Annotated in this window: 11 protein-coding genes; 8 read left to right on the forward strand and 3 right to left on the reverse strand. The window is 40.7% G+C overall.

The window, feature by feature from the left end; genetic code table 11:
- The first annotated feature begins 14 nt into the window (after window positions 1–14).
- On the forward strand, window positions 15–470 hold the full coding sequence (locus tag PAARA_RS00950; protein WP_062567212.1) for a hypothetical protein: 456 nt from the start codon (window positions 15–17) through the stop codon (window positions 468–470).
- A gap of 27 nt (window positions 471–497) precedes the next feature.
- Here PAARA_RS00950 and ppx read toward each other — a convergent pair whose 3' ends face one another.
- The 3 genes from ppx to PAARA_RS00965 all read right to left on the reverse strand — a co-directional run bounded on the left by ppx (window position 498) and on the right by PAARA_RS00965 (window position 4,694).
- Window positions 498–1,985, reverse strand: coding sequence for an exopolyphosphatase (ppx, locus tag PAARA_RS00955; protein ID WP_062567213.1), 1,488 nt, complete (start codon window positions 1,983–1,985; stop codon window positions 498–500).
- On the reverse strand, window positions 1,978–4,065 hold the full coding sequence (gene ppk1 / locus PAARA_RS00960; protein ID WP_062567214.1) for a polyphosphate kinase 1: 2,088 nt from the start codon (window positions 4,063–4,065) through the stop codon (window positions 1,978–1,980). The genes ppx and ppk1 overlap by 8 nt, the downstream gene beginning before the upstream one ends.
- A gap of 122 nt (window positions 4,066–4,187) precedes the next feature.
- Window positions 4,188–4,694, reverse strand: coding sequence for a glycine cleavage system transcriptional repressor (locus PAARA_RS00965; protein ID WP_062567215.1), 507 nt, complete (start codon window positions 4,692–4,694; stop codon window positions 4,188–4,190).
- Between the two features lie 330 nt (window positions 4,695–5,024).
- Between PAARA_RS00965 and PAARA_RS00970 the strand changes: the two genes are divergently transcribed.
- The 7 genes from PAARA_RS00970 to PAARA_RS01000 all read left to right on the forward strand — a co-directional run bounded on the left by PAARA_RS00970 (window position 5,025) and on the right by PAARA_RS01000 (window position 13,678).
- The gene (locus PAARA_RS00970; protein ID WP_062567216.1) at window positions 5,025–7,259 is read left to right on the forward strand and encodes an ABC transporter permease subunit; all 2,235 of its coding nucleotides are present in this window, start codon (window positions 5,025–5,027) and stop codon (window positions 7,257–7,259) included.
- A 15-nt stretch (window positions 7,260–7,274) separates the two neighbouring features.
- Entirely contained in the window at window positions 7,275–8,924 is a 1,650-nt protein-coding gene (gene pstA, locus PAARA_RS00975) for a phosphate ABC transporter permease PstA (protein ID WP_062567217.1), read from the forward strand.
- Between the two features lie 26 nt (window positions 8,925–8,950).
- Entirely contained in the window at window positions 8,951–9,778 is an 828-nt protein-coding gene (gene pstB, locus PAARA_RS00980) for a phosphate ABC transporter ATP-binding protein PstB (protein ID WP_062567218.1), read from the forward strand.
- A gap of 46 nt (window positions 9,779–9,824) precedes the next feature.
- Complete coding sequence (gene phoU, locus PAARA_RS00985) at window positions 9,825–10,526, forward strand: phosphate signaling complex protein PhoU (RefSeq protein WP_062567219.1); 702 nt, start codon at window positions 9,825–9,827, stop codon at window positions 10,524–10,526.
- Window positions 10,527–10,677: 151 nt separating this feature from the next.
- Window positions 10,678–11,355: a TIGR00153 family protein gene (locus PAARA_RS00990; RefSeq protein ID WP_062567220.1), complete on the forward strand. Its 678-nt coding sequence runs from the start codon at window positions 10,678–10,680 to the stop codon at window positions 11,353–11,355.
- 42 nt (window positions 11,356–11,397) lie between these two features.
- Window positions 11,398–12,666, forward strand: a complete 1,269-nt coding sequence (locus PAARA_RS00995; RefSeq protein WP_062567221.1) for an inorganic phosphate transporter — start codon at window positions 11,398–11,400, stop codon at window positions 12,664–12,666.
- Window positions 12,667–12,751: 85 nt separating this feature from the next.
- Window positions 12,752–13,678, forward strand: a complete 927-nt coding sequence (locus PAARA_RS01000) for a hydrogen peroxide-inducible genes activator (protein WP_062567222.1) — start codon at window positions 12,752–12,754, stop codon at window positions 13,676–13,678.
- Window positions 13,679–13,785: the final 107 nt, after the last annotated feature.

A 13,785-nucleotide genomic window follows, 5' to 3' on the forward strand; every position in this document is an offset into this window, starting at 1 on the left:
AGTAAGGAATGCACATGCAAGTTAAAACAATACAACAGGTTTATGATTGGACTGTGATGTTTCACACCCAGATGGCGGCGAACTTTCACAGTGTTAAAGATTTATTAGACGAGCATAATCAAATGCTGGTGGATTATTATCTGCAATATGAGAAAAAGCTTGCCGAAGACTTGGTTGGCTTTAAAGCGATTACTGAAATAAACACCCTAGATACGTATTGCTACGAGTATTTTGCTGAAAATCCTGAACTTATTACTTTCAAAGATATTAGCACTGATCAGCAAATAGATGAAAAAGCTATTCAAGTCTACTTAACTTCACAACACCAGAAGGTTATTGATCTATATGAATATTTAGTATCTCGTGCTGAAACCTCTGAAACGATTGAGAAGCTTGAGCGTTTACTTGAGCTGGAACAGCAAGGTTTAAAACAAATGATGCAAAGTTCTAACCGTCATATGGATATGTAAAGTTCTAACCGTCATATGGGTATATATTTAATGAAAATCGAGTAAAAAGCCGACCTTTTTAAGGTATTTTTGCTCTTGTTGTAAGTCAGCCAATAGCAAGGTATGTTCTTTAAGCCAGTTGGTGTGGAACTTTAAGAACATGCTATTTTGCTTGGCTGCTACTTCAAGTTTAAAACCTTGATCGGTAATGCGCTTTTGATTCAGTAGCACTGCTAAGCGCAAAATCACAATGAGCTGTAATATTTCGTAGTGTTGCATGGTGTGTAGTGTTGGGAACTCTTCTAAACGAATTTTTTTACGGTAAAAACGGATCATACAACTTAGTAGAGTTTGCTGCTGCTGCGTAAAGCCCGGCAACTGACTGTTCGCCACGATGTAGGCACTGTGTTTATGTAGCCCTGATGAATTAACCCCCAAGCCAATTTCATGTAGTTGTGCAGCCCAATCCAGTAAGTTTATATAGTCAAAGTCAGTAAGTTGCCAAGCTTCTTTGACTTGTTCAAACAGCCATTTTGCGGTTATCGATACGCGATTAGCGTGTTCTTTATCTATGGCATTACGCTCAGATAGGTTCGCTATGGTATTCGTGCGAATATCTTTATGGGCGAGCTTTTGCTGCATTTCATGAAGTAAGCCTTCACGAAGAGAAAATTCGCTGTATTGCATTGTGTTTATTTTAAATAGCCTGAATACCGCGATTAATATTGCTAAACCACCACAAATACTGATTTGTCGCTCAGCTGTGAGACCATCAATTTGCAGCGCTTGAATGTGTTTTGCAGCAATAAACTGGGTTTTCAATTCGAGTAATCTTCCTAAGGTAATTTGCTGTTGTGCTGCGTCATTAGCATTGATCATAGCAAGGATTGATTTGATTGTGCCCGATGTGCCAACCACCGATTGCCAGCCAGCCGATAAGTAGTTAGCAAAGATCACTTCAAGTTCTTGTTCGGCACGAACCTCAGCTTTGGCAAAGCGTTTAGCGGTAATTTGCCCGTCTGAAAAAAACTGCTTAGTGTAGTTAACACAGCCCATGTTGCGGCTAGCAAGTAAAGTGTGTTCGAAGTGTTTACCAATGATAAGCTCGGTACTACCGCCGCCTATGTCAATAACTAAGCGGTTTTCATCGTGATGGATGTAATGTGCGACACCTTGATAAATCAAGCGTGCCTCTTCTTGCCCTGATATTACTTCAATCGGGTAAGGGAACACTTTACTAGCTTGAGTTAAGAACGAATGAATATTTTTAGCGCGGCGTAATGTGTAAGTGGCGGCTACTTTGACATTCTCAAGTGGAAAGTCCTGTAAAGTGGCTGCGAATTGTTTCAAAATTGCCAGTGCACGCTCAATAGCTGCTTGGTTTAAATGGTTTTTATCATCCAAGCCATCAGCTAAATAAACGCGCTGCTTTTCTTTGTGTAAGACTTGCAAAGAGCCGTCGACCTCTCTTGCCACCACTAAATGAAAGCTGTTTGAGCCTAAGTCAACGGCAGCAATAGAGGGGTAATCATTCATTATTATAGTTACTTTCCCATTTTTTAAGGTGGTCATAAATAGCTATTTGTGAACGAATTTTCTTACGATTGCCACGCCGTACATAACTATTTTTTTGCTCGCTATCGATTACGCGCGCTTTAGTTCTATCTTTAAACTGTAGTTCAAGAATATCAATAATGAGCTGCTTTAATTTTGTATCATAAATAGGTGTGGCGACTTCCACACGGTGGTCGAGGTTACGGGTCATCCAATCGGCTGAGGAAATATAGACTTTCTCCTTACCATTATTGTGAAACACCATTACTCGAGGGTGCTCTAAGAAGCGGTCTACAATACTGATAATACGAATATTATCATTGCCGCTAAGTGATGACGGAACTAAAGAGCACATGCCACGTACAATAATGCGTATCTTTACCCCACGCCTTGCCGCGAAATAAAGATGATCAACGAGCTCTTTATCGACAAGGTTATTTATTTTTACTGTAATTCGGCCAGTCTTACCCTGCTCAGCATGAGTTATTTCTTTATTGATCAATGAGGTGATTGTTTCTCTGGCATTGACAGGTGAAATCATCAAGTGATCGAATTGGAATGGTTTGTAACTACTTTCAATAAATCTAAATACGCTGTCAGATTCTTCTGCTATACCTTCATGCTTAGTAAACAAGCTAAAGTCGGTATAAATCTTTGCGGTTTTTTCATGGAAGTTACCCGTACCAATGTGCGCGTATTTAACGATGCTATGTTTTTCTTTGCGATGAATGACGCACAATTTGCTGTGTACTTTTAAAGCTGGAATACCGAAGATAACTTTAATACCTGCATTACTGAGGGTTTTCGCCCATTCGATATTATTTTGCTCATCAAAGCGCGCCTTAAGCTCTACCATTACTGTGACGTGTTTACCGTTTTTTGCTGCATTTATTAGCGTAGAAACAAGGCGTGACTGGCTGGCTACACGATAAATGTTGACCTTAATCTGTGTAACATCTGGATCAAAGGCTGCTTGGCGCACAAACTCAAGTAAATGATTAAAGGTGTGATAGGGGTAATACAGTAAAATATCTTGCTCTGAGATGGCATCAAACACACTCGAGTGATTATTAAAAGCAGTACTTTGTAATGCGGGTAGGGGCTTGTTTTCTAAATACTGACGGCCAACATTAGGAAAGGCAATAAAATCACGGAAGTTACGATATCGACCACCTGGGATCAGCGCATCATGTTGGCTTATGTTAAGGCGCTTTTTCATCACTTTAAGCATTTCATCAGGCATACTTTCGTCATAAACAAGGCGCACAGGCTCGGCAGAAATTCGTTGTTTCAGGCCTTTCGACATTTTGTCGAGTAAACCTTCTTCAAGCTCATCATCTAAGTTGTATTCAGCATCGCGGGTTAGTTTTATGGCGTAGCATTGAATATCATCAAAACTAAAAAAGCTGCTAAACACGTCGCGAATAAAATAAGCGATAATGTCATCCAGCATCACAATGGTTTTATGGCGGCGTGTTTTCTCAGGTGGCAAAATAACAAAGCGAGACACACGATCAGTGGGAACTTCTAGCATCGCGTAATGACTCTTTTGGTTAGTCATTTCGACAAACAAATAGGTCATGGTGTCGTTGATTTGGTCTGAGTAGTCTTTCTTTTCAGAGAGCAAAATCGGCAATATATGCTGCAGCACATTGTCGTGGAAAAACTTTTTCAGCCAAGTTACGTGAAATTCAGATAGTGTTTCAGGAAGTTCAACGTGAATATTGTGCTCATTTAAATCATTTAAAATATCTTTATGAATTTGATTAAACTTTTTGCCAAGCTGTAGCACTTTGCTTTGGATCTGATGAAGTAAAATCTCATCTTCTTCAAAGTTCGCATCAGGAATTTTATTAAGTAAAATTCGCCGTTTCACATCCGCAACACGTACTCTGAAAAACTCATCCATGTTATTTGAATAAATGCCTAAAAAGCGCATGCGTTCAATAATTGGGTTGGATTTATCTTTTGCTTCTTGTAGCACACGCTCATTAAAAGATAGCCAGCTCAGTTCTTTGGCGAAATAGCTCATTGCTGGTGATGAGGAAGGGGTGGCATTCATCTGATTTCTCAAACATCTATTATTAAAATAAAAGATAGAGGATACAGATGACACAAGTATGACAAGCGTGTCAGTTTTGTGACACGCTTAATCTCACTTAAGTTGTAGAAGTGGTACTTGGTTTAAGCATCCTCAATATCAACAATCAAGTCAGTGGTAATTGACTCAAGCGCTGTTATTACTTCATCTTTATTCATGCCTACAGGCAATGCTACCGTTGCAACAGCACTAAAAATAGGGACTCCCCAGTTAGGTGCGCTCTGCTGTTTTGAGTTCAGATGTGTAATATTTGCGCCTTTATGGCGTATTACACTGGCGAGTTCTTGTACGATTCCTGGTCTATCGTTGCCTGTTATTACGAAATTAATTTGCTCCGTTGAGACCTCTGGAAGAATATCTGAACCACGCTCTATTCGCACTTCTAAGTGCGGCAAGCCATGCAAAGCATCTTGTAGTTCTTGTAAATGTTCCTCTGGTACAGCAGCTTCGATAATGCCTGCAAAGTGACCTGCTAAATGACTTAAATTACTCGATAGCCAATTGCCGTGATGGCTTAAAATTGTGGCCGAAATATCTTCAACGAGCCCCGGTTTATCGGGACCAAGTATGGTGATTACTAACTGCTTCATGCTTAAATCTCTATAAAATGCCTCTGAAAAAATGAAAAAGGAGGGAGGCTTTGGTTAAAATGATTCTTATTATTGAAAAATAAGTCATATTGAGTATTGATGCTGTTTGAGTATTTGTCCAATTTTTTTCATATAGTTATAAAAGATTAGTTATAACAAAATCTTAGTCAAAGAAGTTGAACTTTCTAACGACACGATTTAAGTCAAACTTTAATAAGATGTTAACTCCCCAAATAAAGTTGTTTATTACACTCAATTATGACGTTTGTAACAATACTGTCATCTTGGTGAAATATAATCCGCCCAACGTTAAGATTTAAGGGTGTTTTGATGACTTCCAATCCGAGTAAACCGACCTTTCATACGGATAGAAGCCGTCTATTTAAAGACAGGTTTGCCAAATGGGGTATTTCCGCAGGCGGTGTAATGGTGCTGATAGCGCTGTTACTTATTTTCTTTTACCTTCTTTATGTTGTTCAGCCTATTTTTGAGTCAGCAAAAGTGGAAACACGTAATAGTGTGAAGCTAACGAATGCATCTCAAGTTGTAGGGGTGGGCATGGAGGAGCAAACCGAAGTTGCTTTCTTATTAGGTGAAACAGGTAATGTGGACTTTTATAATATTGAAAAAGACCACTTTGGTAAGAAGATCACCACTCTTAATGCAGAATTACCAAGCGATGTGAGCAGTTTTGCAAGTTCAGCGCCGTTTCAAGGTCAATACGCTTACGGTCTTGAAAATGGCTCTGTGGTTGTTGTTGCGCCAAAGTTTCTAGTCACATTTCCGAATAATCAGCGCCAGTTAACACCGCGTTTAGATTACCCGTTGGGTGATATGGCGCTTGAGGTTGATGACCAAGGTGCAGCGATTACTAAATTTGCATTTAGCCATTATGAAGATAAAACCGCAGTTGTTGCTTTAACTGCAGACAAGCGCGTTTTATTTAGCAGCTTTGTGGGTGAAGAAAATATGTTCACTGGCGAAGTTGAGTGGGTTGTTGAACGCACTGAGCTTGATATTGAAGGACGTGTTGATGAGCTATTAATTTCGCCAGATACAACGCGTACATTCGTTCGTTCTGCAAATCAAATTTATGTTTACGATACGCGTTATCCTTCAGAGGTTGAGCAAATCCAATTGCTTGCTGCAAACGAAGAGAACGCAAATCTTGTTTCAACTCAGTTGTTAGCTGGTGCTAACTCGTTAATGCTTGCTAATGATAATGGCGAAGTCTCACAGTGGTTTGAAGTAAATACAGAAGATGGCCGTGAATTTAAAAAGATTCGTGCTTTTGAAACCAGTAAACAATCTAAGTTAAATATTTTCACTGAATTTTATCGTCGTACTTTCTTCACCGCAGGTGCTAACGGTGAGTTAGGTATTTATTACACCACAAGTGATGCAAAACTGTGGCAAGGTAAAGTCAGTGATGGCCCAATTCAAAACTTTGCAATTGCACCACGCTCAAATGCTGCGCTTATTTTAGCGGATGATGCATTAAAAGTTGTCGAAATCCACAATGAACACCCTGAAGTGACTTGGTCTGCACTATGGCAAGAAGTATGGTACGAAGGCTATCCTGAGCCTGGTTATATTTGGCAGTCGACCTCTGCAAGTGATGACTTTGAGTCTAAGTTCTCATTGGTACCCATTTCATTTGGTACAATTAAGGCAGCGTTATACGCCATGCTGTTTGCCGTGCCAATTGCGCTTTCTGCGGCAATTTACACAGCCTACTTTATGTCGAGCGAACTACGTAAAGTGGTTAAGCCGACGGTTGAAATCATGGAAGCACTACCAACGGTAATTCTTGGTTTCTTAGCCGGTCTTTGGTTGGCACCATTAATTGAAGAACACTTACCAGCGATTATCGGTTTATTAATTCTTTTACCATTAGGGATTTTATTAACTGCTTTTGGTTGGAATAAGTTACCGAACTCAATTCGTCATCGCATTCCAGAAGGTTCACACTCTATTTTATTGATTCCAGTAGTGTTATTCATTGGTTGGTTATCATTTGCTATGAGCGGCACAATCGAACTTTGGATGTTTGATGGTAATGTGCGTCAATTTCTGACTAACGAATTAGGCATGACATTCGACCAACGAAATTCACTTGTTGTGGGGATCGCAATGGGCTTTGCTGTCATTCCGACTATTTTCTCTATCGCTGAAGATGCCGTATTCAGTGTGCCTAAGCACTTATCAAACGGTTCATTAGCATTAGGTGCAACGCAATGGCAAACCCTTGTTCGTGTTGTGTTATTAACAGCAAGCCCTGGTATTTTCTCGGCGGTGATGATGGGACTTGGTCGTGCGGTAGGCGAGACCATGATTGTACTGATGGCTACAGGTAATACACCAATTATGGATTGGAGTATTTTCCAAGGGATGAGAACCCTTGCAGCGAACATAGCGGTTGAAATGCCAGAATCTGAGGTAGGTAGTTCGCACTATCGAATCCTATTCTTAGCAGCGTTTGTATTATTCATATTCACATTTATTTTCAACACAGTGGCTGAGTTTGTACGTCAGCAGCTGCGTGATAAATATAGTTCAATGTAGGTGGAGAGACACGACATGGTAACGCAATGGTTTAAGTCTGGTTCTCCTTGGATTTGGATGACCGGCGGTGCGGTAAGCATCAGTTTAATCTCGGTTCTTGGCTTATTAGCCATGATTGCTTGGAAAGGCTTAAGCTTTTTCTGGCCATCAGAAGTTGTGCAGCTTGAGTTACAGGGTTCTGTAGCCAAGCAAACGGTAATTGGTGAAATTTATGACCGTGAACTTGTTCCAAAATCTCGTATTGAAGCGACGGGCGTTGATTTATCTCATTACGAAAAAGACGAGTTAGAGCGATTATTAATTAAAACCGGTAACCGTGAGTACGTTGATCTGGATTTCCGTTGGGTATTGGAAACGGATATTCAATCGCGTACTGCACCTGCTGCATTAGCGGTATTTGAACGCAGTAAAAATGGTAATTTTTACGGTTATGTAGAGCAGGTTTTTAAAGATGGTGAAGTGATTACTGAAAATAAAGTTGAAGTACTTTATGAGCTTGTGGAGCGTGCAGTTGAGTTAAATGACCAAGCACTGGATCTACAAAATGGCGACATTGGTCACATTAACTATGAACTTGAGCGTTTACGTTTAAAAGAAAAAGCATACCAGCTTGATAATGAACTTACCGATGAGCGTGTCGCTGAGCTTGCACAAGCACGTGCTGAACTTCGTGCTGAGTATTCAGAACTTGAAAAGCAATTATTTGCACTACGTAAAGAAGCAAAACGTGATCAGGTCACAGTTAAAGACATGCGTGGTGAAGTGGTGACTTTACCTCTTTATCAGGTGCTTGATGTATGGTTCCCGAATGACATGGGTTTCTTTGCTAAGTTGGGTCATTACTTTGCGCAACTGGGTAAGTTTGTATCGGATGACCCTCGTGAAGCGAACACGGAAGGGGGTGTATTCCCTGCCATTTTCGGTACTGTTTTTATGGTACTATTAATGGCTGTTATTGTGACGCCATTTGGCGTTGTTGCTGCCATTTATTTACACGAATACGCTGCGAAAAATGCAGTAACTAAGATGATCCGTATCGCGGTAATCAACCTTGCGGGTGTACCATCAATTGTTTACGGTGTGTTTGGTCTAGGCTTCTTCGTATACATGTTAGGTGGCAGTATTGACCAACTATTTTACCCAGAGTCATCGCCAAGCCCTGTATTTGGTACACCGGGTGTAATTTGGTCTGCATTAACCTTAGCGATTTTAACGTTACCTGTTGTTATTGTTTCAACAGAAGAAGGTTTATCACGTATTCCTAGTACAGTACGACATGGCTCATTGGCTCTTGGCGCAACTAAAGCAGAGACGCTTTGGCGTATCATCATTCCAATGGCGAGCCCTGCGATTATGACAGGTTTAATCTTAGCGGTTGCACGTGCGGCCGGCGAAGTAGCACCACTCATGCTGGTAGGTGTTGTGAAGATGGCACCAACATTACCACTTGACGGTAACTTCCCATACGTACATTTAGATAGAAAATTTATGCACTTAGGTTTCCACATTTATGATGTTGGTTTCCAAAGCCCTAACGTAGAAGCGGCACGTCCGCTGGTATATGCGACGGCATTCTTACTGGTATCAGTAATTATCGCCCTGAATATCACTGCGATTGGTATTCGTAACCATTTACGCGAAAAGTTTAGAGCTCTTGAGCATTAATACAGAATTTTTATAGGTAGACAGAGATGATTACAGTTGCACCACAGGTAAACCAAGCAAAAAGCGCGGCAAAACTAGATTTAGATAATCTAACGGCTGAACAAAAAGCATTAGAGATTAAAAACTTAGATCTATACTACGGTGATAAGCAAGCGCTAAGTGGCGTAAATATGAATATTCCGAAAGGTCAGGTAACCGCGTTTATCGGACCATCAGGTTGTGGTAAATCAACACTTTTACGTTGTATCAACCGAATGAATGATTTGGTTGATAGCTGTCGTATCGAAGGCGAAATTTTGCTTCAAGGCCACAATATCTATGATAAAAACGTAGATGTTGCAGCGCTTCGTAGAAATGTCGGAATGGTTTTCCAACGTCCGAATCCATTTCCAAAATCAATCTACGAAAATGTTGTTTATGGCCTACGCTTACAAGGTATCAAAGAAAAGCGTAAATTGGACGAAGTGGTTGAACAATCTTTGCGCGGCGCAGCGTTGTGGGACGAAGTGAAAGACCGTTTACACGATAGTGCATTTGGTTTGTCTGGTGGTCAGCAACAACGTCTAGTTATTGCTCGCTCAATCGCTATTGAACCTGAAGTACTTCTGCTGGACGAGCCAACATCGGCACTTGATCCAATTTCGACGTTAGTGATCGAAGAGCTAATTAATGATTTAAAGAGCAAGTTTACCGTTGTTATTGTTACTCATAACATGCAACAAGCTGCACGTGTATCTGATCAGACAGCGTTTATGTACATGGGTGAGCTGATTGAGTATTCAGATACCAACACGTTATTCACGACGCCAACTAAGAAGAAAACTGAAGACTACATCACTGGCCGTTACGGCTAGCAACTGCCTAGCTTAGTGAACGTCAACGAATTTAGAGAGGTAGACAATGGAACATAACATTAATAAACACATTTCAGGTCGCTTTAATCAAGAGCTTGAGAATGTGCGCAACCATGTTTTAAATATGGGCGGTCTAGTTGAGCAGCAACTAAATAGTGCATTGGATGCAGTAAGCAATGGTGATGCGGAACTTGCGCAAAAAGTGCGAGAGAATGACTATAAAGTTAATGCGATGGAAGTGAACATTGATGAAGAGTGCACGCGTATTATTGCTCGTCGTCAGCCAGCCGCCAGTGATTTACGCTTAGTCATTGCCATTGCTAAAACCATTGCTGATTTAGAACGCATTGGTGATGAAGCAGAACGGATTGCAAAAGTCGCTTTAGATTCATTCACTAAAGACCAGCAAGACTTATTAGTGAATATTGAAAATATGGGTCGTTTAGTCTCAAAAATGCTTCATGATGTACTTGATGCATTTGCCCGTATGGATGTGCAATGTGCGTTTGAAGTACACAAAGAAGACGCCAAAGTTGACCGTGAATATGAAGCTATTACACGTCAAATTATGACATATATGATGGAAGACCCACGCTCAATCCCAAAAATTATGGATTTAGTATGGTCTGTACGTTCTTTAGAGCGTATTGGCGATCGTTGTCAAAACATTGCTGAATACATTATCTATTTTGTTAACGGCAAAGATATTCGTCATACATCTCAAGAGGATATAGAAAAGTCGCTGTAAATTATCCGCTACTTTTCAATATTTAACCGAGCGGCCCAGTGGCCGCTTTGTCTATTATTGGTTATGTAAGGCAGAAAAAGCGTTCACAATCGAACACAATGCTGTAAAATTCGAACCTGCCAAAGCATACTAATTTATTAAAGGGTCAGTTATGCCTACAAATGCATTTTTAGGGGTATTTGCTAAATCTCCTATTAAGCCTATGGAAGATCACATTAAGAAAGTACATCAAGCAAGTAAGGCCTTGATACCTTTCTTTAATCACGTTTTTAAAGAAGAGTGGCAAGAAGCGGAAGAAATCCGTCTAAACATTCGTAATTTAGAGCGTGAAGCGGATGACATGAAACGTGATATTCGCCTTCAACTACCGCGTGGCTTATTTATGCCAGTCGAGCGTACCGATTTACTTGAACTTGTTACTCAACAAGACAAAATAGCGAATAAAGCGAAAGATATTGCAGGGCGTGTCGTTGGTCGAGAAATGACTATTCCTGCTGAAATTCAAGAAGATTTCCTTGCTTATGTTGTTCGCTGTGTTGATGCAACTAAACAGGCATCAAAAGCAATTAATGAGCTAGATGAGCTATTAGAAACGGGCTTTAAAGGCCGTGAAGTTACTTTAGTTGAAAAAATGCTCGTTGAGTTGGACGCAATTGAACAAGACACGGATGACATGCAAATTAAAATACGCCGTCAATTGCGCGCCATCGAAAATGAACTTAACCCTATTGATGCGATGTTCTTATACAAGATCATTGAATGGGTTGGCGACTTAGCTGATATTGCTGAGCGCGTAGGTTCTCGTCTTGAGCTGATGTTAGCTCGATAATTTAAAATCAGTTCAAATACGAAAAATTAAAGGTTTCACACAATGGATATCATTGCAAATTACGGCACGTTTTTAGTTTTAATTGCCGCAGCAGTCGGTTTCTTCATGGCTTATGGTATTGGCGCGAATGATGTAGCTAATGCGATGGGTACATCAGTAGGTTCAAAAGCACTTACTATCAAACAAGCAATCATCATTGCCATGGTGTTTGAATTCGCTGGTGCTTATCTTGCCGGTGGTGAGGTAACATCTACCATTCGTAAAGGTATCATCGACGCTGCGCCATTTACAGACATACCTGAGCTTATGATCCTTGGTATGATAGCCGCATTATTTGCTGCTGGTAGTTGGTTATTAATAGCCTCTTTCCTTGGCTGGCCGGTGTCGACTACTCACTCAATTATCGGTGCTATTATAGGCTTTGCGCTTGTTGCGGTAGGCAGCGAAGCAATTCAGTGGAATAAGGTGATGGGCATTGTCGGTAGCTGGATTGTCACGCCTGCAATTTCCGGCTTTATTGCATACTTGATTTTCATGAGTGCGCAAAAGCTCATCTTTGATACCGATGCACCACTTAAAAATGCCAAACGTTATGTGCCCGTATACATGGGTCTTGCGGGCTTCATTATGTCACTTGTGACAATCAAGAAAGGCTTGAAGCACATTGGTATTAACCTAGGTTCAGTTGAAGGTTATGCCCTTTCAATCGCTATTGCGGTCGTGGTTGGTATTATCGGCAAGATTGCTATTTCGCGTCTTAAAATCGACCCTAAAGCGGATAAAAAAATGCAGTTCAACAATGTTGAGAAAGTGTTCGCAGTACTGATGGTACTAACAGCATGCTGTATGGCATTCGCACATGGTTCAAACGACGTAGCTAACGCGATTGGTCCACTTGCTGCCGTTGTAAACATTGTTGAGCACAATGGCGAAATTGCTAAGAAAGCATCGATTGCGTGGTGGATTCTACCGCTAGGCGGCTTAGGTATTGTTGCTGGTCTTGCTATTTTAGGTAAGAAAGTAATTAAAACAATTGGTGAAGGTATTACTCACTTAACACCAAGCCGTGGTTTTGCTGCTGAGCTTGCTGCTGCTTCTACAGTTGTTATCGCTTCAGGTACGGGTTTGCCTATCTCGACGACGCAAACACTGGTTGGTGCGGTATTAGGTGTTGGTATGGCGCGTGGTATTGCGGCACTTAACATGGGTGTGGTAAGAAACATTGTAGTTTCTTGGGTAATTACATTGCCAGTTGGCGCAGCCCTTGCTATTGTTATTTTCTACGTACTGAGAACTGCCTTTGGGGTATAAAAAAGTACTAACAGACTTTTAGCTTGAAAAGATCTCAATGCCCTAGGTATTGGGGTCTTTTTATTTGCAGGTAGTAAAAAAGAGTATGAATAACTTACCAAGTATTAAACAACTACAGTATTTACTGGCAGTCCATCAATATCAGCATTTTGGCCGTGCTGCGAGCGCGTGTTTTATTGGCCAATCAACATTAAGTAGTGCAATTCAAAACTTAGAGGAAACCCTAGGTTGCCAGTTAATTGAGCGAGAAAATCGCAGTTTAATGTTTACAGTAATCGGTGAAGAGGTCGTCGAGAAAGCACGTAAAATCATTGATGATACTCTGAGCTTAAAAGAGCTAACTAAAAGCTTTTTAACCCCCTTGAGTGGCACGTTGACATTAGGGGTTATTCCTACCATTGCCAGTTTTATTGCTGCACCTTTGTATCATTTCTGCAAGCAAACCTTTACCGAGTTAGAGTTAATTTTGGTTGAGGATACCAGCGATAAATTACTCGATAAGTTAGAACACGGGCAAATTGATATGGCATTGCTCGCCTTGCCGTACGATACTGAAAAATTTCATACCCAAGTGCTTGCCAAAGATCATTTTAGTCTGGTGCATCATAAAGATTATACTCCCGCCGCAGGCGTGGAAGATTTTAACTTGTTACCCGATGCAAGTGTATTCTTACTTGAACGTGAGCACTGTATGACGGGGCACGCACTCAGTGCGTGTCATTTAAATCGCTCAAGTTGCATCAACCCATTTGAGGCAGCAAGCTTACACACTTTACTGAGTATGGTAGAGCATCAACTTGGTGTTACCTTCTTACCACAAATGGCGATTAACGCAGGCATTTTAGATAAAAAAGAGATGGTCGCAACACCTTCACAAGCTGATGCTTATCGAGACATAGGCATTGTGTGGCGAAAAACCACAGGTCGCATTAGGGATTTCAGACTCTTTAGCCAACAGTTGGAGTTATTTCTTAATAAGCAATGTAGCTTAGACGGTCAATGTAACGAATAATAAAAAACCCCAAATAAAGAACCCCAAATAAAAAATTTGGGGTTTTTTTATTATTTAAACAAACTATTTTTCCCCTTCCCTCGACTAACATAATAACAAAACCATTA

The sequence above is a fragment of the Pseudoalteromonas arabiensis genome (genome assembly GCF_001550155.1).
GTDB lineage: Bacteria > Pseudomonadota > Gammaproteobacteria > Enterobacterales > Alteromonadaceae > Pseudoalteromonas > Pseudoalteromonas arabiensis.

Excerpts from the sequence above, each read along its gene's own strand:
- PAARA_RS01000 (WP_062567222.1), top strand. The coding sequence starts at position 12,752 with ATGAATAACTTACCAAGTATTAAACAACTACAGTATTTACTGGCAGTC.
- PAARA_RS00950 (WP_062567212.1), top strand. The coding sequence starts at position 15 with ATGCAAGTTAAAACAATACAACAGGTTTATGATTGGACTGTGATGTTT.
- ppk1 (WP_062567214.1), bottom strand. The coding sequence starts at position 4,065 with ATGAATGCCACCCCTTCCTCATCACCAGCAATGAGCTATTTCGCCAAA.
- PAARA_RS00965 (WP_062567215.1), bottom strand. The coding sequence starts at position 4,694 with ATGAAGCAGTTAGTAATCACCATACTTGGTCCCGATAAACCGGGGCTC.
- pstA (WP_062567217.1), top strand. The coding sequence starts at position 7,275 with ATGGTAACGCAATGGTTTAAGTCTGGTTCTCCTTGGATTTGGATGACC.
- ppx (WP_062567213.1), bottom strand. The coding sequence starts at position 1,985 with ATGAATGATTACCCCTCTATTGCTGCCGTTGACTTAGGCTCAAACAGC.
- PAARA_RS00995 (WP_062567221.1), top strand. The coding sequence starts at position 11,398 with ATGGATATCATTGCAAATTACGGCACGTTTTTAGTTTTAATTGCCGCA.
- PAARA_RS00990 (WP_062567220.1), top strand. The coding sequence starts at position 10,678 with ATGCCTACAAATGCATTTTTAGGGGTATTTGCTAAATCTCCTATTAAG.
- phoU (WP_062567219.1), top strand. The coding sequence starts at position 9,825 with ATGGAACATAACATTAATAAACACATTTCAGGTCGCTTTAATCAAGAG.
- PAARA_RS00970 (WP_062567216.1), top strand. The coding sequence starts at position 5,025 with ATGACTTCCAATCCGAGTAAACCGACCTTTCATACGGATAGAAGCCGT.
- pstB (WP_062567218.1), top strand. The coding sequence starts at position 8,951 with ATGATTACAGTTGCACCACAGGTAAACCAAGCAAAAAGCGCGGCAAAA.